The 22,887-nt window shown below is 69.4% G+C and carries 13 protein-coding genes and 2 pseudogenes; 9 read left to right on the forward strand and 6 right to left on the reverse strand.

Annotated elements, in window-relative coordinates; all coding sequences use genetic code 11:
• Positions 1–77: 77 nt before the first annotated feature.
• The 6 genes from AB0I03_RS07140 (at position 78) to AB0I03_RS07165 (ending at position 10,805) form a co-directional block, all read left to right on the forward strand.
• The gene (locus AB0I03_RS07140) at positions 78–1,706 is read left to right on the forward strand and encodes a glycosyl hydrolase 53 family protein (RefSeq protein WP_360407779.1); all 1,629 of its coding nucleotides are present in this window, start codon (positions 78–80) and stop codon (positions 1,704–1,706) included.
• Positions 1,707–1,779: 73 nt separating this feature from the next.
• A complete protein-coding gene (locus AB0I03_RS07145) occupies positions 1,780–2,790 on the forward strand; it encodes a LacI family DNA-binding transcriptional regulator (RefSeq protein WP_360407782.1) in 1,011 nt (336 codons plus the stop codon).
• A gap of 230 nt (positions 2,791–3,020) precedes the next feature.
• Positions 3,021–4,319, forward strand: a complete 1,299-nt coding sequence (locus AB0I03_RS07150) for an RICIN domain-containing protein (protein WP_360407785.1) — start codon at positions 3,021–3,023, stop codon at positions 4,317–4,319.
• 124 nt (positions 4,320–4,443) lie between these two features.
• A complete protein-coding gene (locus AB0I03_RS07155; RefSeq protein WP_360407788.1) occupies positions 4,444–6,717 on the forward strand; it encodes a carbohydrate-binding protein in 2,274 nt (757 codons plus the stop codon).
• A gap of 190 nt (positions 6,718–6,907) precedes the next feature.
• Positions 6,908–8,413, forward strand: coding sequence for an RICIN domain-containing protein (locus tag AB0I03_RS07160; protein ID WP_360407791.1), 1,506 nt, complete (start codon positions 6,908–6,910; stop codon positions 8,411–8,413).
• A 19-nt stretch (positions 8,414–8,432) separates the two neighbouring features.
• The gene (locus tag AB0I03_RS07165; protein WP_360407794.1) at positions 8,433–10,805 is read left to right on the forward strand and encodes a glycosyl hydrolase 53 family protein; all 2,373 of its coding nucleotides are present in this window, start codon (positions 8,433–8,435) and stop codon (positions 10,803–10,805) included.
• Positions 10,806–10,858: 53 nt separating this feature from the next.
• On the opposite strand, the gene AB0I03_RS07170 is transcribed toward AB0I03_RS07165, so the two are convergent.
• The gene (locus tag AB0I03_RS07170) at positions 10,859–11,872 is read right to left on the reverse strand and encodes a LacI family DNA-binding transcriptional regulator (RefSeq protein WP_360407797.1); all 1,014 of its coding nucleotides are present in this window, start codon (positions 11,870–11,872) and stop codon (positions 10,859–10,861) included.
• A 251-nt stretch (positions 11,873–12,123) separates the two neighbouring features.
• On the opposite strand from AB0I03_RS07170, the gene AB0I03_RS07175 reads away from it, so the two are divergent.
• A complete protein-coding gene (locus tag AB0I03_RS07175) occupies positions 12,124–13,620 on the forward strand; it encodes an RICIN domain-containing protein (RefSeq protein ID WP_360407800.1) in 1,497 nt (498 codons plus the stop codon).
• A gap of 2 nt (positions 13,621–13,622) precedes the next feature.
• Complete coding sequence (locus AB0I03_RS07180; protein ID WP_360407803.1) at positions 13,623–15,101, forward strand: family 43 glycosylhydrolase; 1,479 nt, start codon at positions 13,623–13,625, stop codon at positions 15,099–15,101.
• A 94-nt stretch (positions 15,102–15,195) separates the two neighbouring features.
• Here AB0I03_RS07180 and AB0I03_RS07185 read toward each other — a convergent pair whose 3' ends face one another.
• The 4 genes and pseudogenes from AB0I03_RS07185 to AB0I03_RS07200 form a co-directional block, all read right to left on the reverse strand.
• A complete protein-coding gene (locus tag AB0I03_RS07185) occupies positions 15,196–16,599 on the reverse strand; it encodes a family 43 glycosylhydrolase (protein WP_360407806.1) in 1,404 nt (467 codons plus the stop codon).
• A 136-nt stretch (positions 16,600–16,735) separates the two neighbouring features.
• Positions 16,736–17,638 (reverse strand): annotated as a pseudogene (locus AB0I03_RS07190) (glycoside hydrolase family 43 protein); the annotation flags it as partial.
• A 36-nt stretch (positions 17,639–17,674) separates the two neighbouring features.
• Positions 17,675–18,259, reverse strand: a pseudogene (locus AB0I03_RS07195) (RICIN domain-containing protein); the annotation flags it as partial.
• Positions 18,260–18,349: 90 nt separating this feature from the next.
• Positions 18,350–19,258 (reverse strand): AraC family transcriptional regulator, encoded by a 909-nt coding sequence (locus tag AB0I03_RS07200; RefSeq protein ID WP_360407809.1) that lies wholly within the window; start codon positions 19,256–19,258, stop codon positions 18,350–18,352.
• A gap of 292 nt (positions 19,259–19,550) precedes the next feature.
• Between AB0I03_RS07200 and AB0I03_RS07205 the strand changes: the two genes are divergently transcribed.
• Positions 19,551–21,755, forward strand: coding sequence for a CBM35 domain-containing protein (locus tag AB0I03_RS07205; RefSeq protein ID WP_360407812.1), 2,205 nt, complete (start codon positions 19,551–19,553; stop codon positions 21,753–21,755).
• Positions 21,756–21,871: 116 nt separating this feature from the next.
• Here the strand turns inward: AB0I03_RS07205 and rhaS are convergent, their stop codons facing one another.
• The gene (gene rhaS, locus AB0I03_RS07210; RefSeq protein ID WP_360407815.1) at positions 21,872–22,879 is read right to left on the reverse strand and encodes a rhamnose ABC transporter substrate-binding protein; all 1,008 of its coding nucleotides are present in this window, start codon (positions 22,877–22,879) and stop codon (positions 21,872–21,874) included.
• Positions 22,880–22,887: the final 8 nt, after the last annotated feature.

Raw genomic sequence — 22,887 nt, forward strand, 5'->3', positions numbered from 1 at the left:
GCCCCTCGACTTCGGCGGCCCCGCGCCGCCGCAGCGGGCGCCCCGGCGCCCGACCCCCGATCGCAAAGGAGCGACACATGAGACGGATGATCGCGGTGGCCCTCACGGCCGCCCTCGGCTTCGTCGCGTTCGCCACGGCAGCCTCCCCGGCCCAGGCCGTCAGGGACGACTTCTACATGGGCGTCGACGTCGGCACCCTCGCCGAGGTCGAAGCCAGCGGCGAACGCTTCTACGACGACGGCGTCCAAGGCGACGCGCTCGAGATCATGGCCGACAGCGGCGCCAACCTGGTGCGGCTGCGGCTGTGGAACAACCCGTACAGCACCTCGGGCCAGCCCTACGGCGGCGGCACCAACGACCTGGCCAAGACCATCGCGCTGGCCAAGCGCGCCAAGGCCCTCGGCATGGACGTCCTGCTCGACCTCCACTACTCCGACTTCTGGGCCGACCCGGGCAAGCAGTACAAGCCCAAGGCCTGGCAGAACATGTCTTACAGCCAGCTGACGACCGCGGTCCGCACCTACTCGCGGGACGTCGTCTCGCAGATGACCGCCGCGGGCGCGAAGCCCGACATCGTCCAGGTGGGCAACGAGATCACCCACGGGATGCTGTGGCCCACCGGCAGCACCGACAACTGGTCGCAGCTCGGCGGCCTGCTCAAGGCCGGCATCGCGGGCGTCCACGAGGGCGGCACCGGCATCGAGATCGCACTGCACCTCGACCGCGGCGGCAACAACGCCGCGTACCGGACCTGGTTCGACAACGCCCGCAACCAGGGCGTGCCGTACGACATCATCGCCATGTCCTACTACCCGTACTGGCACGGCACGATGAGCCAGCTGCGCACCAACATGAACGACGTGGCCTCGCGCTACGGCAAGGACGTCATGGTCGTCGAGACCGCGTACGCGTGGACCCTCGCCGACGGCGACGGCCGCGGCAACATCTTCACCAGCAGCCACGCCAACGAGTCGGGTTACCCCGCGACGGTGGCGGGCCAGACGCAGTTCCTGCGCGACCTGCAGGACGCCATCGCCGACGTCCCGAACGACCGCGGACGCGGCCTGGTCTGGTGGGAGGCGGCCTGGACCGGCGACACCAGCTGGGCCACATCGGCGGGCATGACCTACATCAACGACCAGGCCGGCCAGAGCAACTCCTGGGACAACCAGACCCTGTTCGACCACAACGGGAACAAGCTCTCGACGCTCGACTTCTTCGGCGAGGTCACCGGCGGCGGCGGCGATCCGGGCACCGGTGAGAACGTGCTCACCAACGGGAGCTTCGAGTCCGGCAGCGGCCGGACCGCGACCGGGTGGAGCGTCTGGGCGCAGAGCAGCACGAACCTCGACGCGGCCTTCCGCGAGACGCGCGGGAGCTTCCACCAGGGCTCGGCCAAGTACACGCACTGGAAGAACAGCGCGTACACCGTCTCGACCTACCAGTCGCGCAGTGTGCCGAACGGGACCTACACGCTCACCGCCTGGGTCATGAACGGCGGCGGCCAGAACGCCGCGCGCATGTACGCCAAGAACCACGGCGGGACCGAGCGGCAGGCCAACCTCCCGGTGGCCTCGACCTGGACGCAGGTGACGATCACCGGCATCCAGGTCACCAGCGGCCAGATCGAGATCGGGTTCTACTCGAACGCGAACGCCGGCAACTGGATCAACTTCGATTCGGTGAGCCTGACCCGCACCGCGTGACGATGAGCGGAGGCCGCACCGGACCACGGGCGCGGCCTCCCTCACTGCGGCTCCACTGGAACTCGAGCGAGAGATGAAGGACTTGGCACGGAAACGACCGACGATCAACGACGTCGCGGCGGCCTCGGGCGTCTCGCGGGGCACGGTCTCGCGCGTCCTCAACGGCAAGACCAACGTCTCGCTGGCCGCCGAACTGGCGGTGCGGCGGGCGGTCGCCGAGACCGGCTTCGTCGTCAACCGGGCCGCACGGAGCCTGAAGACCAGCCGGACCGGCTCGATCGTCATGGTCCTGTCCGAGCCGCAGGAGCGCCTGTTCGAGGACCCGAACTTCAGCGTGCTCATGCGGGTGGGGACCAACAAGCTCGCCGAGCACGACATGTCCCTGGTGCTCATGATCGCCGACGACGACGGCGGCCGCGACCGGGTGGCCCGCTACCTGCGCGGCGGCCACGCCGACGGGGCGCTCCTCATTTCCACCCACGCGGACGACCCGCTCCTGGAGGCCGTCGAGCGCTCGCACGTCCCGGCCGTCGCCTGCGGTGCGGTGCTCGGGAGGGAGAGCGTCATCCCCTACGCCGCGGCCGACGACCGCGGCGGGGCCAGGCAGGCCACGGCGTACCTGGTCGAGCAGGGCCGCAAGAAGATCGGCATGATCACCGGCCCGCTCGACACCCCGGGCGGGTCGCTGCGCCTGGAGGGCTTCACCAGTGTGCTGGGCCGCAAGGTGACCAAGCGGATGGTGGTGCACGGCGACTACACCCAGGCCGGCGGCGAGCGGGCGATGCACGAGCTGCTGGCGTCCTTCCCCGCCTTGGACGCGGTCTTCGTCGCCTCCGACCTCATGGCCGCCGGGGCGCTCCGGGCGCTCCACGCCGCCGGCCGCAGCGTGCCGGGGGACGTGGCCGTCGCCGGGTTCGACGACTCGGCCGTCGCCACTGCCACCAGCCCCATGCTCACCACGATCCGCCAGCCCCTGGCCGCGATCGCCGAAGAGACCGTGCGCCTCCTCCTCGCCCTCCTGGACGAGCGGGAGGCCGCGCCCGTGGTCCTGCCTACCGAACTGGTCGTGCGCGACAGCGCTTGAACGACAGTGCCTGAACGACGGGACTGCACGAGAGCGCTTGCACGACGGTGCCTGAACAGCACCGCCGGACCCGCTGCGCCTGACCGAGCGCAGGTCAGGAGTCCGGCGGAACCTGATATCGAAGTTCTTGACTATATCGAATTGTGACGATATATTGAACCTCGCTGTGCACGTTCCCAGTGGATGAACCCGTGTCGGCGACCCTCACAACTCTCCTTGAAGGAGCACTCATGTCAATGCAACGACGGACCTTCCTCGGCCTCGGCATGGCCGGCGCCGTGGGAGTGGGCGCGTCCCTCTTCGGCGCGGGCTCCGCACTCGCCGATCCGGCCCCGGCCAATCCGTTCGCCGTGGGCGTGCGCCGCTACAACTGGACCCGCGGCAGCCGCCCGGTCACCACGTACGTCTACTACCCGGCCACCGGCACCGCCGGCGGCAACCCCGTCACCGACGCTCCGGTCGCGAACGGGGTCTTCCCCGTCTACAACATGACCCACGGCTACGGCAGCAGCCCGCAGAACTCCCTGTTCATCATCCGGGCCCTCGCGGCGGCGGGCTTCATCGTCCCCGCCCCGCACTTCAACCACAACTTCACCGACGTCAACAACGGCAACACCTCCAAGGACGTCTCGCAGCTCATCACCAACACCCTCGCCCTCAACACCAGCGGTCCGCTGGCCGGGCACATCCGCACCGACATCGGCGTCGGCGTCTCCGGACACTCCCTGGGCGGCATGGTCACCCACGGCCTGCTCACCTCCTGGCCCGACAGCCGCATCATCTCCGCCAACCCGCAGTCCTGCGTGGACATGGGCAACCCGTCGAGCTCGGTCAACGCCAAGGTCCTGTTCGTCCACGGCGACCAGGACTCGACCACGTCGTACTCCTCCGCCCGCCAGGCCTACAACGAGATCACCTGGCCCAAGGCGTTCATGACCTTCGTCGGCGGCAGCCACACGAGCTTCTGGAGCGACCAGCGCTTCCCGCGCACCGTGGTCGACTGGGCCCGCTGGACCATGTACGGCGACACCGCCGCCCGCGACCGCCTCCCGCAGGACGCGTCCGGCTCCAACGTCCGATGGGAATCCTCGCTCGGCAGCACGCCGACCGAGCCGGGCACCTACCGGCTGATCGCGCAGCACTCGGGGAAGTACGCGGACATCAACGGGGTCTCCACCGCTGCCGGGGCGCTGCTGCACCAGTGGTCGGGCACCGGCCGCACCAACCAGCAGTTCCAGTTCGTCGACGCCGGCGAGGGCCACTTCAAGATCAAAGCGAGCCACTCCGGGCTGGTCCTGCAGGTCGCGAGCAACAGCAACGGCGCGGACATCACGCAGCAGGCCGACACCAACGCCCACAGCCAGCACTGGCGCCTGACCGACCACGGCAACAACGTCGTCAGCATCATCAACCGCCAGTCCGGCCTCGCCATGGACGTCTACGAGCGGTCCACCGCCGACGGCGCCCGCATCTCCCAGTACACCCCCAACGGCGGCACCAACCAACGCTTCACCCGCCAAGCAGTCTGAGCCGCAACCGCACGATTAAAACGATTCAGCACCACCCGAAGTGACGGCGTCGGCGACCTTCCGACATGCAGCGCCGACGCCGTCCCGATCGGGTGGTCCGCCACCCAGCAAGTACGGAGTGAACATGCACATGTCAACCTCTCGACGGGCGAGACGCCTGCGAGCGCCCGTGGCGGCGGTGACCGGCCTGGTGGCCGCCGCCGCGGCGACGATGATGGCGATGAACGCCGCCGACGCGGCCACCGTCCGGTACGAAGCCGAGACGGCTCCGGCCGTATGCGACGGCACCATCGACTCGAACCACGCCGGGTACTCCGGCTCAGGGTTCTGCAACTCCAACAACGCGACCGGGGCATCATCCCGGTTCACGATCAACGCCGCCAGCGCCGGCACCGCCACGCTGGCGATCCGGTACGCCCACGGCGGCACGGACACCCGTTCGGCGAACATCGTCGTCAACGGCGCCACGGTGCAGTCGGCGAGCGCGTTCGGTGCGACCGGCGCGTGGACGAGCTGGTCGACCAAGACCGTGACCGTTCCGGTGAACGCCGGCAGCAACACCGTCCAGCTCACCGCTTCCACCAGCGCGGGCCTGCCGAACATCGACTACGTCGAGATCACCGACCCCGGTGACCCGACCGGAGAGCCCACGACGGGCGGCCCGGGACAGGGCGGCGACGGCCGGTACGAGGTCGAAGCGCTGACGCGCGGGGTCACCGTCGTGCCTTCGGGCAGCGGGCGGCTCGTGTCCTGGCGGCTGCTGGGCACGGACGCCGAGAACGTGGCGTTCAACGTCTACCGCGACGGCACCAAGGTGAACTCCTCACCGCTGACCGGTGCGACGAACTACCTGGACAACGGCGGATCGTCGTCCTCGCAGTACACGGTCAGGGCCGTCACGAACGGCACCGAAGGCGCCGCCTCCGGCACCGAGGTGGCGTTCAATTCGAGCGGCTACTTCGACATCCCCATCCAGAAGCCCACCGGCAGCGGCTTCACCTACGAGGCGAACGACCTCAGCGTCGGCGACCTGGACGGCGACGGCGACTACGAGTACATCGTCAAGTGGTACCCGTCGAACGCGAAGGACAACGCGCAGTCGGGTGTCACCGGCAACACGATCATCGACGCCTACAAGCTCGACGGCACGCGCATGTGGCGCATCGACCTGGGCCGCAACATCCGTTCCGGCGCGCACTACACGCAGTTCCAGGTGTTCGACTACGACGGCGACGGCAAGGCCGAGGTCGCGATGAAGACCGCCGACGGCACCCGGGACGGCGCCGGCACCGTCATCGGCTCCTCGAGCGCCGACCACCGCAACGGCGAGGGCTACATCCTGACCGGTCCTGAATTCCTGACGGTCTTCAACGGGCAGACCGGCGCGGCGATGGACACCGTCAACTACAACCCGCCGCGCGGCAACGTCTCGTCTTGGGGCGACAACTACGGCAACCGGGTCGACCGGTTCCTCGCCGGCACCGCCTACCTGGACGGTGAGACGCCGTCGATGATCTTCGCGCGCGGCTACTACACCCGCTCGGTGATCTGGGCGGTCGACTGGAACGGCACCGACCTGACCACCCGCTGGACCTTCGACTCCAACACCGCCGGTTCGCAGTACGCCGGCCAAGGTGCGCACAGCCTCTCCATCGCCGACATGAACGGCGACGGCAACCAGGACGTCGTCTACGGCGCCATGGCGGTCGGCTCGAACGGCCAGGCGCTGTGGAACACCCGGTTCGGCCATGGGGACGCACAGCACGTGACCGACCACGTGCCCAGCCGCGCCGGTCAGGAGGTGTTCATGGTCCATGAGGCGTCGAACCAGCCGTCCTCGCACCTGAACGGCTCCAACGGTCAGATCCTGTTCCAGACGAGTCCGAGCGGCGACAACGGTCGCGGCGTCGGGGCGAACGTCCTCGCCTCCAACCCCGGCTCGGAGTACTGGTCGTCCAATGTGAGCGGGCTGCTCAACGCCTCGGGCCAGAACATCGGGTCGAAGCCCGGCTCGACCAACTTCCTGTCCTGGTGGGACGGCGACGGCGAGCGCGAGCTGCTCGACGGCACCCAGATCACCAACTACCCGTCCGGCACGCTCCTGAGCGGTTCGGGCGTGACCTCGAACAACGGCACCAAGTCCACCCCGGGCCTGTCCGCCGACCTGTTCGGCGACTGGCGAGAAGAGGTCATCTGGAAGACCAGCGACAGCACGCGCCTGCGGATCTACGCCACACCGCACCAGACGAACCTGCGCATCGCCACCCTGATGCACGACGTCCAGTACCGCGTCGCGATCGCCTGGCAGAACACCGCGTACAACCAGCCGCCGCACCCGAGCTTCTACATCGGGAGCGACAAGACCTCCTACCCGTGGCCTGACATCCACACCCCGTAGAAGCCCCGCGGGGCCCGGACGCCGTGCCGGAACGCCCGGGCCCCGCGGTTCAAAGCACGCACCTTCCTCCTTCACAGGCCCCGGCGGCGACGCCGGGGCCGTTTCCTGGAACATCCGAACCCTCCCCGGCTCGCGGCGCTCCGCCGACGCCGCCGAAACCCATTCGCTTCTCCACGAGATTGGAGCGCTCATGCGCTTCTCCCCCGCCCGGTGGCTGCGGCAGTCGGCCGCCCTCCTGACGGCCGCGGTCGCCGCCGTCGTCTTCCTCGTCTTCGTTCCCGGCGCGGCTTCGGCAGCGCCCGACACCTCAGCCTGGTACGTCGTGCAGTCGCGGTCCTCAGGGCTCGTCTTCGAGATCCAGGGCGCCTCGACCGCCACCGGCGCCCAGCTGGTGCAGGCGAACCGCACCGACGCGCAGCACCAGCAGTTCCGCTTCGTCGACGCCGGCGGCGGCTACTACAAGATCCAGGCCCGCCACTCGGGCCAGGTCCTCGACGTGTGGGAGAAGAACACCGCCAACGGCGCGACGATCGCGCAGTACACCGACCAGAACGCCACCAACCAGCAGTGGCAGGTCCAGGAGAGCGGCGGCTACGCCACGTTCATCAGCCGCTTCTCCGGCAAGGCACTCGACGTCTGGGAGCGCTCGACGACCCCGGGCACCCGCATCAGCCAGTACACCGCCAACGGCGGCACCAACCAGCAGTTCCAGCTCATCCCCGTCGATGACAACGGCAGCCCCGGCGGCGGCCTCGAAGGCTGCACCGGCACCTCGCCGATCACCTGCCGCTACAACGTGGCGCCCGGGACCTACGACGTCACCGTGGTCCTCGGCGGCGCGCAGGCCGGGTCCACCATGGTCACCGCTGAAGCGCGCCGCACCATGCTGGGCACCACCGCCACCGCGGCCGGGCAGCAGGTGACCAAGACCTTCACCGTCAACGTGCGCAGCCCCGAGGGCCAGCCCACCGGCACCACCGGCAGCCCCGGCCTCGACCTGTACTTCAGCGGCTCGGCGCCGCGCCTGACCAGCGTCGCCGTCACGCCCGCCCGGCAGCCGCAGGTGTTCCTGGCCGGCGACTCGACCGTCTGCGACCAGCACACGCGCCCGTACGCCGGCTGGGGCCAGGCGCTCCCGCAGTACTTCACCCAGGGCCTGTCGGTCGCGAACTACGCCGACTCCGGCGAGAGCTCCGGCTCGTTCCTGTCCAACTCGCGGCTCTTCCCGACCATGCGCCCGCTCATCCGGCCCGGCGACATCGTGCTCATCCAGTTCGGGCACAACGACAAGCAGACCAACGCCTCGACCTTCCGCAGCAACCTCACCCGGCTGATCGACGGCGTGGAGGCCCAGGGCGGCGTCCCGGTCCTCGTCACGCCGATCGTCCGCCGCTCGTTCAACAGCGACGGCACCCTCAACAACGGCACCGCGCTGCACGTCAACGGCGTCGGCGTCGACCTCCCCCGCGAGATGCGGACCCTCGCGCAGCAGCAGGGCGTCGACCTCATCGACATGACCGCGCTCACCAAGCAGATGGTCGAGCAGCTCGGCACCGAGCGCTCCAAGGCCCTGTTCCTCACCAACGAGGCGGGCGACAACACCCACACCTCGGACTACGGCGCCGACCAGTTCGCGCAGCTCGTCCGCAACGAGATGCGGAACCAGGGGATCGTCCCCGCCGGCCTGTTCCGCTGACCCCCGAAAGGAACCCTTCATGAGACCTCCGCAACGCAGGACCGCCGGCGCATCGGCGGCACTGCTCATGGCCGGGGCGCTGGTAGGCGCCCTCGGCCCGGCCGCGCCCGCCGCGGCCCTCTACGGAGAGGCCGACATCGATCCGATCGAGAGCAACCTCGCCGCGAAGCCGTGGGTGGAGGCGACCGCCTCCAGCGGCGCCGACACTGCCGGCCTGGCCGTCGACCAGGATCCCGAGACGGCTTGGGCGGCGACCGAATCAGGCTCGCAGCAGTGGCTGCAGCTCGACCTGGGCGGCGCATACGACAACCTCCGCAAGGTCCACGTGGCCTTCCCCGATCCAGGCGCCGTCTACCAATACGTGGTCGAAGCCTCCCCGGACGGGGAGTCCTGGGATCGCATTGCGGACCGGTCGGCCACTGCGACACCGGGCTCGGGCGGCGTGGATCTGTTCACGCAGCCCGGCACCCGGTTCGTGCGGGTCGCCGTCACCGGGGCCTCGCCCGGGGCGGCGGTGGGCATCAGCGAACTGATGGTCTTCAACTACCTGCGGGACGACGTGGTCCTGGGCGCAGACCTGTCCTGGATGGACGATCCCAGCGGCCGTCAGTACTGGGTGCACCCGCAGGCCGAGGACCGCGGCGCGGGACCGCACCTGCTGGACGTCATGCAGGACCGCGGCCTGGAGTACACGCGGCTGCGGGTGTTCAACGAGCCCCGGAACGAGTCCACCGGCAACCTGAACGCGGTGCCCTACCAAGGGCCCGAAAGGACCCTGACCTCGGCGCAGTGGGTCGAGGAGCGCGGTCTCGGGCTGGGGATCGACTTCCACTACGCGGACTCGTGGGCCGACCCGGGCAAGCAGCCCAAGCCGCGGGCCTGGGCCGAGCTGGAGTTCCCGGAGCTCACCGAAGCGGTCTACGACTACACGCACGACTACGTGTCGCAGCTCGTCGCGCAGGGGACCGTCCCGGACAAGGTGGCGGTCGGCAACGAGATCGCCAACGGGTTCATGTGGGGCAGCGAAGCGGTCGGCGCACCGTCCACTGAGGCGGTGCACGCGGGCGCGAACCCGGCGTACTTCCGCAACCAGGCGGCGGTCTACCAGTCGCAGCCCGGCGGCGGCATCCTCTGGCAGTACCGGTTCTCCGAGGACCCGGCCGAACGCCAGAAGTACCTCGACTCGTGGGACCGGTTCACGACGCTGCTGGCCGCCGGCATCGCGGCCGTCCGCGACGCCTCACCGGAGTCCGAAGTGGAGCTGCACTCGGTGGTGGGCCGGATCAGCGGGATGGGCAAGGCCGGCGAGTTCTGGGAGCAGTTGACGACCCGGCTCAACGCCAAGGGCCAGGACTTCGACGTGCTCGGGCTCTCCTACTACCCCGAGCACCACGGCACCCTCGAGCAGATGGAGGCCAACCTCCACACGCTCGCCACCACGTACCCGCAGTACCGGCTGGAGATCGCCGAGACCTCGTACCCGGCCACGGGCGGCGGCACCCAGCCCAACTCGACCTTCCCCCGCACCGTGCAGGGCCAGGCCGACGCGATCCAGCACGTGTTCCAGATGGTCAACGACGTCGTGGACAACCAGGGCGCCGGGGCGCTTCTGTGGGAGCCGGCGAGCTGGCAGTCCATGTTCCGCTCGGTGCCCGGCATGGCGAACACCTCCGAGCCGAACGCCTCCATCGACGTCTACAACCGCAGCCGCGCAACACATGTCGTGGAGGACACGGTCTATACGGCGGTCACGACCGGCGGCACTCCGGTGCTGCCTGCGACGGTGCAGGTGCTGACCACTGCGGACGGCACGGAGGAGGCGGTCCCGGTGGCATGGGACGACCTGCCCGCAGGCGCCACCGGCACCGCCGGACAGGTCCGCGTCACCGGTACGACGGAGTACGGCGAAGTGACGGCGGTCGTCGACGTCGTGGACGAGTTCGCCGCTGTCGCTTGCGACACGGAGCTGAGCGGCGCGCACTACGGGCCGCTGTCGGTCGCGTCGGGCACGACCTGCCTGGCCGAGGGCGCCCGCGTGTACGGCCCGGTGAACGTCGCCGAGGGCGCCGGGCTGGTCGCCGACGGGGCACGGATCACCGGTCCGCTCTCCGCGACCGGCGCAGCGGTCGTCGTCCTGTGCGGCACACAGGTCAGCGGTCCGGTGAGCCTCACCGGAAGCACCTCGGTGACGCTGGGCGATCCGAACCTGGACTGCGACCCGAACCGGGTCTCCGGTCCGGTGACCGTGACCGGCACGACCTGGTGGAACGTGATCGCCGGCAACGCGATCAGCGGCCCGCTGTCGTGCAGCGAGAACGGGTCGGCTCCGGTGAACAACGGGAAGGCCAACGAAGTGAAGGGCCCCAGGAGCGGGCAGTGCGCCGGCCTCTGACCTGACGGACGACGCGGCCGCCCATGAGGGCGGCCGCGTCGTCCTATGCGCACTCAGGCGGTGGATTCCCGCTCGACGATCGTGAACGGGGCGGTGAACTCGCGAGGTGGTGCCGCGGGGTCGGCGATCCGCGCGACGACGAGCTCGACGGCCTTGGCGGCCTTCCACCGGTGGTCGGGATTCACCGTGGACAGCGAGGGGATGAAGACCGCCGATTCGGGGATGTCGTCGAAACCGATGACGCGCATGTCGTCCGGGACGCTGACACCGCGGTCCCGCAGGCCGCGCATGACCCCCATCGCGACGGTGTCGCTGAAGACCACCAGGCCGTCGATGCCGAGGTCCGCCTCGGCGATCCGCCGGCCGGTGCTCCTGGCGCCTTCCCATGAGAGCGCGTCGACGATGAACCGCAGCCGCGGATCGGGATCGATCCCGCGGCCTTCCAGCGCGGTCCGGTAGCCGTTGTAGCGCCGCGTGAACATGGTGAGCCGGTCGAGATCGCCCCCGGTGACGACCGCGATGCGCTCGCACCCCTGGTCGATGAGGTGCTCGGTGGCCGCGGCGGTGCCGGCTTCGTTGGCCACCGTGACATGGTCGAACCGGCCCGCGCGGTCCTGCTCGCCGAGCAGCACGATCGGGTAGCCCTGCTCGGGCACCGGCGGCACCAGCGACTCGATCTCGACGGCGGAGAGGATCAGGCCGTCGAACTGGAGCCTGCGGGACTGGGCGATGGCCGCGGCCTCGCCGGTGGCGAGGGCCCCCGTCTGCTCGATCGCGACGTGGTAGCCGTGCTGCTGCGCCGCCTCGATGACGTGCGTGGCGAGCAGCCCGAAGTAGGCGTTGCCGACCTGGGGGACCGCGAGCCCGATGACGCCGCTGCGCCCCGACCTGAGGTTGCGCGCCGCGGCGTTGACCTGGTAACCGGATTCGCGGATCGCCGCGAGGACCCGCTCGCGGGCCTGGTCGCTGACGCGGACCCGGTCGTTGATGACGTTGGAGACGGTCATGGGCGAGACGCCCGCGAGCCGTGCGACGTCGCTCATGGTGACCTTGCCGCGATTCACCATGCCTCCACAGCCTGTAGCTCGTCGAATGCCCCCTGAGGGGCAGTGCTGCCGCAGCGCGCGTGAGGGGCTCGCCTCCGGAGCAGCACTGCGTCGAATTCTATCGAACGCCACCGGAGCACCTTGGGCACCATCAGTCGGGACCGGTTCGCGGCCGTGCCGACCACCGGTTGCCGGGGCCCTTGTGTATCGTTCCATGTGTCCGGTAACATCGAACAATCTCTATCCCTCACTGTCGAGAGATCGGAACGCACATGCAGACGACCCACCGACGATCCAGACCCGGAACCTGGCTCGCCGGACTCACCGCCGCCGTCCTGGCGGCGGCCGGCCTGTACTTCCTCACACCGCAGACCGCGAACGCGGCCATCGACACCAACGCCAACTACGTCCTCACCAGCCGCCACTCAGGCCTGGTCCTCGACATCGACGGCCGCTCCACGGCCGACGGCGCCGGACTCGTCCAGTGGAACCGCACCGACGCCACCAACCAGCAGTTCACGTTCGTGGACGCGGGAGGGGGCTACTACCGCATGCAGGCCCGGCACAGCGGCAAAGTCCTCGGCCTGCAGAACCAGAGCACCGCGGACGGCGCGAACGTCGTCCAGGAGACCAGCACCAACGCCACCGACCAGCAGTGGCGCGTCACCGAGTCCGGCGGGTACGCGACCTTCGTGAACCGCCTGTCGGGCAAGGCGCTCGACGTCTGGGAGTGGTCGACCGCCGCGGGCGGGCGCATCTCCCAGTACACCGCCACCGGCGGCACCAACCAGCAGTGGTCCCTCACCCCGATCGGCGGCACCCAGCAGCCGCAGCCGAACGACTGCACCAGCGGGCCCGCGCAGCCGCCGAACCTCAGCGGCTCCCTCGGCGCCCACGACCCCGCGCTGTGGGCCGGATGCACCGGCCAGCCGTGGTTCGTCTACGCCACCGGCGACATCCGCTACAGCAACGGCAACGTCCCGATCCTGCGCTCCACCAACGGCGGCCAGACCTGGCAGCACGCCGGCTACATGTGGAGCACCAAGCCCGCGTGGACCTCGCAGCAGATCCCCGGGTCCGAGAACATCTGGGCGCCCGAGATCCACTACGACGCCGCCCAGGGCCTGTACTACCTGTACTACTCGGTCTCGACCTTCGGCTCCCAGCGCTCGGCCATCGGCCTCGCCACCAGCCCCAGCCTCGACCCGTCCGCGCCCAACTTCGGCTGGACCGACAAGGGCGTGGTCTTCCAGTCCTACAACGGCAACGCCTACAACGCGATCGACGCGAACATCGTCGTCGACGCCTCCGGCCGGCACTGGATGGTCTTCGGCTCCTGGCAGCAGGGCATCCACACCATCGAACTCGACTGGCCCTCCGGCAAACCCAAGGCCGGCGCCACCCCGATCCGCCTCGCCACCAAGAGCGGCGGCATCGAAGGCCCGTCCATGACCTACCGCAACGGCTACTACTACCTGTTCACCTCGATCGGCACCTGCTGCGCCGGGGCGAACTCCACCTACAAGATCACCGTCGGCCGCTCCACCTCGCCGACCGGCCCGTTCGTCGACGCCGCGGGCGTCGACATGCGCAACGGCGGCGGCACCGTGGTCCTCGGGGCGTACGGGAACAACGTCGCCGCGGGCGGCCAATCGATCCACAGGGGATTCATGGCGTACCACGCGTACGGCTCGGGCGGCGGCTTCGCCCTCGACATCGAACAGATCCAATGGAACTCGGCGGGCTGGCCCGTCCTGGACGGGAGCTGACCATGCTGCAGCACACCAACCGGCGCTGGCGCACGTTCCTCGCGCTCGCCCTCACCACCGCACTCACGGCCCTCGGCCTCGTCGCGGCCTCCTCGGCCCCGGCGCAGGCCGCCGTCACCCCGGGCACCTGGTACGTCATCACCAGCGCCCACTCCGGTCTCGCCCTCGACATCAAGGACTCGTCGACCTCGGCCGGGGCCATCCTCACCCAATGGAACCGCACCGACGCCGCGAACCAGCAGTTCCGGTTCATCGACGCCGGCGGCGGCTACTACCGCATCCAGGTCAGGCACACGAACTTGGTGCTCGACGTCTACGAGTGGAACGCCGACAACGGCGCGACCATCGCGCAGTGGACCGACCTGGGCGGCACCAACCAGCAGTGGTCCGTCACCGAGCACTCGGACGGCACCTACAGCTTCATCAACCGCTTCTCGGGCAAGGCCCTCGACCTGTGGGAACGGTCGACCACCGCGGGAGCGCGCATCTCCCAGTACACCTACAACGCCGGCGTCGCCCAGAAGTGGCGGCTCACCACGGTCGGCGGCGGCAACCAGTCGACCCTCGCCAACCCGATCCGCAACAACGGGGCCGACCCGTGGATCGAGTACTGGGACGGCTACTACTACATGTCGACCACGACCTGGAGCTCCACGGTCATCATGCGTCGCGCCACCACCCTGGCCGGGCTGAAGACCGCGAGCGACACGGTGGTCTGGAACGACGCCAACGTGCCGAGCCGCTGCTGCTCGCACTGGGCGCCGGAGTTCCACCGCATCGGCGGCGTCTGGTACCTCATGTACACCTCGGGGAACTCGCAGACGAACCTCGACGGGCAGAAGCTCCACGTGCTGCGCTCGACCAGTTCGACACCCATGGGGCCCTATGAGTTCATGGGGACGCCGCTGCCGAACCAGTGGAACATCGACGGCTCCTACCTGGAGTTGAACGGCAGTCTCTACCTGATGTGGAGTGAATGGGTCGGCGCTGACCAGTCGATCCGGATCGCGGCCATGTCGAACCCGTGGACCGTCACCGGCGCGCACGCCACGATCGCGCGGCCCAGCCACAGCTGGGAGACCGTGGGAATGCGGGTCAACGAGGCTCCAGCCGTGTTGCAGCACAATGGGAGGACGTTCGTGACGTTCTCTGCTTCGTCGTGCAACACGCCGGACTACAAGCTGGGGCTGCTCGAGCTGACCGGCTCGAACCCGCTGGCGGCCTCGTCGTGGACCAAGAAGTCGACGCCGGTGCTCCAGCGCGGCAACGGCGTCTACGGGCCGGGCCACAACGGGTTCTTCACCTCACCGGACGGCACCGAGCAGTGGCTGGTCTACCACGGCAACACCTCGGCGAGCCAGGGCTGCGGTGACACGCGGCAGACCCGCGTGCAGAAGATCACCTGGAACGCGGACGGCACCCCGAACTTCGGGACGCCGATCGCCAGCGGGGTCCAGTTCCCGGCGCCTTCGGGCGAGTGACCGACACTCGGCGGCGGCTCGCGCCGCCGCCGGGTGTCCACTGCGGTCACAATATTGAAGGCCCCGGCCGACAGGCCGGGGCCTTTCTCGTGCGCTAGAGGGGATCGATGCCGTCGATGGTCGGCACGACCAGTCGGATCGAGCCGTCCGCGTTGAAGTACATGCGGTCGATCATCGTCTCGCGGTGCGTGCCGTCGCCGTTCGGTATGGCGAACCGGTGGTAGGCGATGTACCACTGGTCGGTGCCCGGGACCTGCACCACCGAGTGGTGGCCGGTGCCCTTGATGCCCTGGCTCAGGTCCTTCTGGAGGATCAGTCCGACCCTCGGTCCCCACGGGCCGGTCGGCGAGGACCCGGTGGCGTACGCGACCCGGTAGTCCTCGGAGCGGGTGTCGCCCTCGGACCACATGAAGTAGTAGGTGCTCCCCCGCTTGACCACGAAGCTCCCTTCGTTGTAGTTCGCGGGCTTGTAGGTGCGCACCTGCGAGGCGCTGAACGAGGTCATGTCGGCGTTGAGCGGCACCTGGTGCGAGGAGCCCTGGCCCCAGTACAGGTAGGACCGGCCGTCGGCGTCGGTGAACACGGCCGGGTCGATCATCTGGCCCGCATAGGAGCCGGCGGCGACGAGGGGCCTGCCGAGCGCGTCCCGGAACGGGCCGGTGGGCGAGTCCGCGACCGCCACACCGAGGTGCTTGCGGGTGTCGCCGCTGGCGAGGCCGGCGGAGAAGTAGAAGTAGTACTTGCCGTTCTTCTCGGCGATGCCCGGGGCCCAGGCGGAGTTGTCGGCCCAGGAGATGTCGGCGGCGACGTCCAGGATCACGCCGTGGTCGGTCCAGTGCACCAGGTCCTTGGAGGAGAACGCCCGGAACTGGGTGCCCGACCAGCCGGCGAAGCCGTCGGTGGTCGCATACAGGTAGTACGTGTCGCCGAAGCGCACGATGTTGGGGTCGGCGAACAGGCCCGGGATCGCGGGGATCGACACCGTGTTCAGCTGCCACTGCTGGTTGGTACCGGTGCCGCAGTCGCGCTGCTGCAGTCGCGCCCCGTTCGCGGTCGAGGAGGCGGGCACCTCGAGGCACTTGCCCGAGTGGCGCGCGATGAGCCGGGTGTGGCCGGTGCCGGGGTTCTCGATCCGCCACTGCTGGTTCGTGCCGGTCGAGCACGTCCACTGGATGACCTTGGCGCCGTTGGCGGTCGAGGCCGCGTCGATGTCGAGGCACCGGTCGGAGTGGCGGGCGGCGAGCTGCACGTAGCCGTTGCCGAGGTCGCGGATGCGCCACAGCTGGTTGAGGCCGCTGTTGCAGGTGTACTGGCTGATCTCCGCCCCGTTGGCGGTGGAGGCGCTGACGACGTCGGCGCACTTGCCCGAGTGCCGGGCGGTCACGCTGACCGACGTCCCGTCGGTCAGGCGGTGGTCGGCGGCGGCAGGGGAGACGGTGGTGAGGGCCATGGCGAGCCCGAGTATCACGGCGAGCGCCACTCGTCGTATCGGTCGCATGTGCGGCTCCTAAGGTGCAGTCGGGGAAGGCGGGTCGTGCTCGGCGCCGTTCGTTCCGTGGACGCCGCGTGCGGGTGGCCGCCTCCACGCGCCGGTCCGCGACCGGCGCGTGGGGGCGGGCTCACAGGGCGTTCTGCAGCCGCTCGTACTGTTCGGCGGTGAGCGGCAGGACCATGCCGTGGCGCGGTCGGCCGGGCAGGCTGTAGTTCGAGGAGGGCGTCCACTGGCCTCCGGCGAGGTTCGTCGTCTCGAACGGGAGGTAGCCGCGGCCGCCGTACTCGTCGATGAACATGTACCACTTGTTCTCGGTGTTGGACTTGAACACCAGCGGGCCCTCGCCCTGGCTGACGGTGCCCCGGCCGATGCAGTCGCGCTGGAAGGCCCAGTTCGTGTTCGTCAGGGTCGTCGAGGTCTCGGCGAGGATGAACTTGCCGCAGGTCGTGCCGCTGCGCTCGTCCTTGGTGTAGCGGTAGTACGTGCCGCCGTACTGGGTCACCGTGGAGTCGATCGTGGAGTATCCCTTGTCGACCCACACCTGCGGGGTGCTGAAGGTGCGGAAGTCGGTCGTGGTCGCGTACATCATCCGGTGGTAGGTGCTCCCGGAGTGGTCCGCGTTCGTGTACAGCTTCGAGGCCCAGTAGACGACGAACGCGTTCCGGGCCGGGTCCCAGTACGCCTCCGGGGCCCAGGTGTTGCCCGCCGCGGGAGGCGAGACCTGCGCCAGGCGCGAAGCGGTCCAGGTGACCAGGTCGCTCGACTCCCACACGACGAGGGAGCGGCTGCCGTATCGCTGCGCGCGGTCCCAGTCGCCGTTGCCGTAGATCTTGAGGTCCGTGGCGATCATGTAGTACCGGCCGGTGCCCGGGTGCTGCACGATGAACGGGTCGCGGGCGCCGCGTTCGCCCACTGTGGAGGTCGCGACGGGCCGGCCGCCGTTGAGCGCGTCGTAGGCGAGCGGGTTGTTGCCGCGGCTCAGGGCGAAGTACACCTGCTCGCCGTTGGCGCTGCCCTCGCCGAGCATGTAGGCGAAGAGGTAGCCGTACGGTTCGTCGCCGCCGGGGGTGTCGGCCGGGACCAGGCGCCACTGCTGGTTGGTCCCGCCGTTCGCGGTGTACTGGGAGATCCGCGCGCCCGGGGCGGTCGAGCGTTCCCAGACGTCGAGCGCCTTGCCCGAGAAGCGGTTGACGATGGCGTGGTACCCCTCGGCGTTCTCCGTGAGCCGCCACTGCTGGTTCGTGCCGTTGAGGTCGTTCCATTGGATGATCTCGGCGCCGTTGGCCGCGTTCCGGCCGGAGACGTCGAGGACGTGCCCGGAGTGGCGGGCCTGGATGCGGTAGTGCCCGTCGCCGGTGTCGATGAAGCGGAACTGCTGACTGGCGCCGCTGCTGCGGGTGTTCTGGATCAACGCCGCGCCGGGCTGCGTCGAGGCGTTCGCGATGTCCATGACGAGCCCGGAGTGGCGCGACTCGATGGTGTACCAGGTGTTCGTGTCGATGGCGGCGTTCGCGGGCGGTGCGGCGAAGAAGACGGCGGTCAGGGCGAGCGCCGCGGCGACGGCCAGGCCCGAGAGGCGCCGGCGGAGACGGGTTGGCATGGAGGACTCCCGATCGTGCGGTGAGGGACGCGCGAGGGCGGGCGGACCCGCCTCAGAAGCGTTCATAAATCTACATATATAAAACTATGAGCACTCGTAGTGTAAGCGTTTACGCCGCTGCTGAACAGGGGCTCTGCAAAATTTTGGGAGCGAGGGTCAGACCTTGGTTCCGGAGGACCGAATCCGGTACGCGGTCGGGGCCATGCCGTGGATGCGGGCGAACTGGCGGGAGAAGTACATCGGATCGTCGTAGCCGGTGTCGCGTGCGACGGCGGCCACCGGCAGGTCGGTGCCGTCGAGCAGTTCGCGGGCGCGCTTCATCCGCAGCTGCACTTGGAACTGGAGCGGGGTGACGCCGAGGCGTTCGCGGAACAGCGCATTGAGCTGGGAGGCGCTCAATCCGACCATGGAGGCCAGCGCGGCGACCGGGGTGCGGTGCGGCGAGGTGGCCCGCAGGTGTTCGGCGGCGCGCTCGAGCGGGCTCATGCCGGCGCCGGGGCTGCGGCGGCCGGTGGCGATCACCTGCGTGAGGGCGTGCCAGGCGGCGCCCGCGGCGGTGATCAGGGACGAGGTGGTGAGTCCGGCGTCGAGGGCGTCGATGGCCTGTGAGACCAGGCTCGCCACCGGTGCCGGGTCCCTGAGGTGCGTCACCGGGCCGCCTGTCGCCGCGTGCGCGGCTCGGACCAGGTCGGCGGCGTCGACGCCCGTGAAATGGAACCACCACAGTGTCCACGGGGCGTCCTCTGACGCGCCGTAGGCGTGGGGCCGGTCCGCCGGGAGCACCATGGTGCCGCCCCGTGACACGGTGGACCGGGTGTCGCCGGTCCGGCACCATCCCGCGCCGTCGGTGCACACGAGGAGGAGGTGCTCGCGCGCGCCGCGCGGGCGCTCGCGGCCGTGGCGGACCGCGTGGGGGAAGTAGCCGGCGTCGGTGACCGTGAGCTTCGCGGTGACCGGGTGGTGCAGTGCCTTCGCGACGGTCGCGCGCGGGACCACGAGCATCCGCTGCCCGGTGAATCCGTCCCGGACCAGGCCGAGGTCGTCCATGGTCGTGGTTTCGTCCATGCCCATCAGTGAAATGACCATCGACACGCATGTCAAGCGCTCGTAGGGTCGATGGCAAGTCTTTCGAGCCGCTTGCGGCATATGCCCGCACTGAGCGGCCTCGAGCGACGACGCGACCGGCTCACGATTCCACCCGGCACTGCGATCGTGAACGACTGGCGCGTCCCCGGTTCCCGGACTCCCGCAAGGGTTCTGGACGCCGTGCGGACGCCCGTGTTCATATACCGGCGGCGGTGACAGCGCTGTCTCCGCCTGTCCTGCCGTCGGGCGATATCGAGTGAGAGGCACGACCATGACACTCATTGCCCGCAGTTCGCCGCGCCGATGGGGCCCCCTCGTCGCCGCGGCGCTGTTCGCCCTGGCCTTGGCGGGACCCGCATCTCCCGGCTCCGCCGCCGTGGACCAGGGCGCGGACGACGGCGCCGACGCAGGCGCGGCGCAGACGGACACCGCGACCGCCGCCGCCGACGCGACCAACGCCGACGGCCTCGAGACGCTGGTCTCGGACTACCAGACGCGCGTCCCCACGGAGTACACCGCCGATTCCTGGGAGCCCTTCGCCGCGGCCCTGACCACCGCGTCCGACGTCGTCGAGGACGATGCGGCGAGCGAGTCCGAGGTCGCCGACGCGAAGACGGACCTGCAGACCGCCGCCGCCGACTTGGAGGTCCTCCAGTCGACGTTCGCGACGATCACCAACAACACCTTCTGGAGGGACACCGCCGGCAACCCCATCTACTCGCAGGGCGGCGGGGTCTTCAAGTTCGGCGACACGTACTACTGGTACGGCGTGCACTACCGCGGCGCCGAGTCCTACCTGGCGAACCCGACGCAGAAGTACGACAACCAGGTCAGCTTCGTGTCGATCCCGGTGTACTCCTCGCAGGACCTGGTGAACTGGAAGTTCGAGAACCGGGTCGCCACGACCTCGACGAGCCTGGGCAGCCTCGGCGGCACCATGGGCAACGCCGGATGGGTCGGGCGCCTGGGCGTCGCGTACAACGAGAACACCGGCAAGTACGTGCTGCCCGTGCAGATGTGGCACCCCACGCACGACCACGGCGTGCTGTTCCTGCAGGGCAACTCCCCCACCGGCGCGTTCACCTTCGGCAACTTCCAGCGGCAGGTCACGAACTCGCCGACGACGGGCACCGGCGACCAGACCGTCTTCACCGACTCGGACGGCCAGGACTACCTGATCTTCTCCAACCGCGAGGGCCGCTCCCGCGCGTTCGTCTCCAAGCTCCGCTCGTCCGACTCGCTCTACGCGGAGCCGGCGGTCGAGATCGGCCGCCACGGCGACGGCCGCGAGGGCAACGCGATGTTCAAGCTCGACGGCAAGTACCACATGTGCGCCTCGGACCTGCACGGCTGGAACACCTCGGTGAACTACTGCCTCGACTCCACGCAGGGCAGGGTGCAGGGCGACTACACGGACTACTACACGATGCCCGGCACGCAGATGGACTACAGCCACGTGACCCAGACCGGGTTCTTCATCACCGTGGAGGGGACCGTGCAGGACACGGTGATCTACGCGGGCGACCGCTGGGCCGACTTCGCGTGGAACGGGATCGGCTACAACCAGTGGGTCCCGATCACGAAGGAGGGCACCGGGATCCGCTTCCACTCGATGAGCCAGTGGCAGTTCAACGCGACCACCGGTGAATTCCGCGTCGCCCCCGGCAACAACTACATCCTGAACCCCGACATCCAGGCCGACCGGATCATCGTCTCCAATGTGGTCGGATGGACCAGGACCGGTTCGGGCGGCGTGACCAACGTCAACGGCGGGGTGAACGGGAGCCGGTTCGCGATCCAGGTGAGCAACGGATCGGGCGTCCGGCAGCAGATGCAGGTGCCCGAGGGCACCTACACGCTGGGCCTGCACACCAAGGGCTCCGGCCGGGTCACGGTCACCGGCGCCGACGGCAGGGTGCACACCCTCAACGTCCCGTCGTCAAGCGGCTGGACCAAGCGGGAGCTGACCGGCATCACGTTGCCGGCCGGGACCGCCACGGTCACCGTCACCGGCGGGAGCGGCAACCTCATCGCGGACCAGTTCTCGCTCGTCAGGCAAGGCGGCGGGACCAATCCTGGCGAGGCGACGCGCTATGAGGCCGAAGGTTCCGGGGCGACCTGCACCGGCACCATCGACACCAACCACTCCGGCTACTCCGGGACCGGGTTCTGCAACGGCGACAACACCGACAGCGCCTATGCCGAGTTCACCGTCCAGGCGCCGGCCGCCGGGACGGCGACGATCAGCCTCCGGTACGCCAACGGCGGCACCACCGGGCGGCCGGGCGACCTGATCGTCAACGGGTCCACCGTGGCGACGACCGCGTTCGCGACGACCGGCGCGTGGAACACCTGGACCACGCAGACGCTCACGGTCCAACTGCGCGCGGGCGCCAACACGATCCGATGGGACCCGAGCACCGCGGGCGGCCTGCCCAACCTCGATTACCTCGACGTCACGCCGGCGAGCGGCTGACCGAGCACGGCGGCGGCGCGGAGCCGGATTCACTGCGCGCCGCCGCCGCCCGCTGAGGGCGTGAACAACGAAGGGGCGCCGGGCGGATGACCGCCCGGCGCCCCTTGCTGCGAGTGCTAGAAGTCGAAGTCGCCGATGTTGTCCGCGTTGAATCGGAACGGCTCGCCGAGCAGCACGACGCCGTCAGGACCGACGGTGTACTCGCCCAGGCGCTCGGTGGTGAACGTGTCGCCCTCGTTGCCCTCGATGTCGCCGCTGGCGAGTGCGGCCGCCGCGTGCACGGCGAGGTAGCCCAGGTCGTCCGGGTTCCAGAGCGCGAACTCGGTCACGGTGCCGTCGGCGACGTACTCGCGCATCTGGTTCGGCGTGCCGAGGCCGGTGAGCGCCACCTGGCCTTTCGACTCGGAGGTCGACAGGTAGCGGGCCGCGGCCGCGATGCCCACAGTGGTCGGCGAGACGATGCCCTTGAGCTCCGGGTAGGACTGCAGCAGCGCCGCGGTCTGGTCGAAGGACTTCTGGTCGTCGTCGTCGCCGTAGACCGTGTCGACGAGCTCGATGTCGGGGTAGTTCGCCTCGAGCTCGGCCTGCATCTGCTCGATCCAGGCGTTCTGGTTGGTGGCGTTGGCCGAAGCGGAGAGGATCGCGATCTGCCCCGCGCCGCCGATCTGCTCGGCGATCATCTCGACCTGCACCTTGGCGATGCCGGCGGCGTCCGCCTGGCTCACGAAGAGGTCGCGGCATTCGGGATCGGTGTCGGAGTCGAAGGTGACGATCGCCGTGCCGGCGTCGGACGCCTCCTCCAGCGCACCGCAGATCGCGGACGGGTCGTTGGCCGAGATGATCAGGGCGTCCGCACCCTGCTGCGCCGCGGTGTTGATGAACGGCACCTGCGCCTCCGGGGACGCCGCGTCGGGCCCGACCTGCGTCACCGTGACGCCGAGCTCCTCGGCCGCGCTCTGCGCGCCGACCTCGCTGGTGTCGAAATAGGGGTTGCCGAGGTTCTTCGGCAGGAACGTGAAAGCAGTGCCGTCATCGCCTCCGTCGTCGGCACCGCCGCACGCGGACAGTCCGAGACCGACCACGAGTGTCACCGCCACGGCGATCGACTTCTTGTGCAACCTCATCGTTCATT

This window comes from Glycomyces sp. NPDC021274 (assembly GCF_040641195.1).
Lineage (GTDB): Bacteria > Actinomycetota > Actinomycetes > Mycobacteriales > Micromonosporaceae > Glycomyces.

Excerpts from the sequence above, each read along its gene's own strand:
- AB0I03_RS07140 (WP_360407779.1), top strand. The coding sequence starts at position 78 with ATGAGACGGATGATCGCGGTGGCCCTCACGGCCGCCCTCGGCTTCGTC.
- AB0I03_RS07145 (WP_360407782.1), top strand. The coding sequence starts at position 1,780 with ATGAAGGACTTGGCACGGAAACGACCGACGATCAACGACGTCGCGGCG.
- AB0I03_RS07150 (WP_360407785.1), top strand. The coding sequence starts at position 3,021 with ATGTCAATGCAACGACGGACCTTCCTCGGCCTCGGCATGGCCGGCGCC.
- AB0I03_RS07155 (WP_360407788.1), top strand. The coding sequence starts at position 4,444 with ATGCACATGTCAACCTCTCGACGGGCGAGACGCCTGCGAGCGCCCGTG.
- AB0I03_RS07160 (WP_360407791.1), top strand. The coding sequence starts at position 6,908 with ATGCGCTTCTCCCCCGCCCGGTGGCTGCGGCAGTCGGCCGCCCTCCTG.
- AB0I03_RS07165 (WP_360407794.1), top strand. The coding sequence starts at position 8,433 with ATGAGACCTCCGCAACGCAGGACCGCCGGCGCATCGGCGGCACTGCTC.
- AB0I03_RS07170 (WP_360407797.1), bottom strand. The coding sequence starts at position 11,872 with ATGGTGAATCGCGGCAAGGTCACCATGAGCGACGTCGCACGGCTCGCG.
- AB0I03_RS07175 (WP_360407800.1), top strand. The coding sequence starts at position 12,124 with ATGCAGACGACCCACCGACGATCCAGACCCGGAACCTGGCTCGCCGGA.
- AB0I03_RS07180 (WP_360407803.1), top strand. The coding sequence starts at position 13,623 with ATGCTGCAGCACACCAACCGGCGCTGGCGCACGTTCCTCGCGCTCGCC.
- AB0I03_RS07185 (WP_360407806.1), bottom strand. The coding sequence starts at position 16,599 with ATGCGACCGATACGACGAGTGGCGCTCGCCGTGATACTCGGGCTCGCC.
- AB0I03_RS07200 (WP_360407809.1), bottom strand. The coding sequence starts at position 19,258 with ATGGACGAAACCACGACCATGGACGACCTCGGCCTGGTCCGGGACGGA.
- AB0I03_RS07205 (WP_360407812.1), top strand. The coding sequence starts at position 19,551 with ATGACACTCATTGCCCGCAGTTCGCCGCGCCGATGGGGCCCCCTCGTC.
- rhaS (WP_360407815.1), bottom strand. The coding sequence starts at position 22,879 with ATGAGGTTGCACAAGAAGTCGATCGCCGTGGCGGTGACACTCGTGGTC.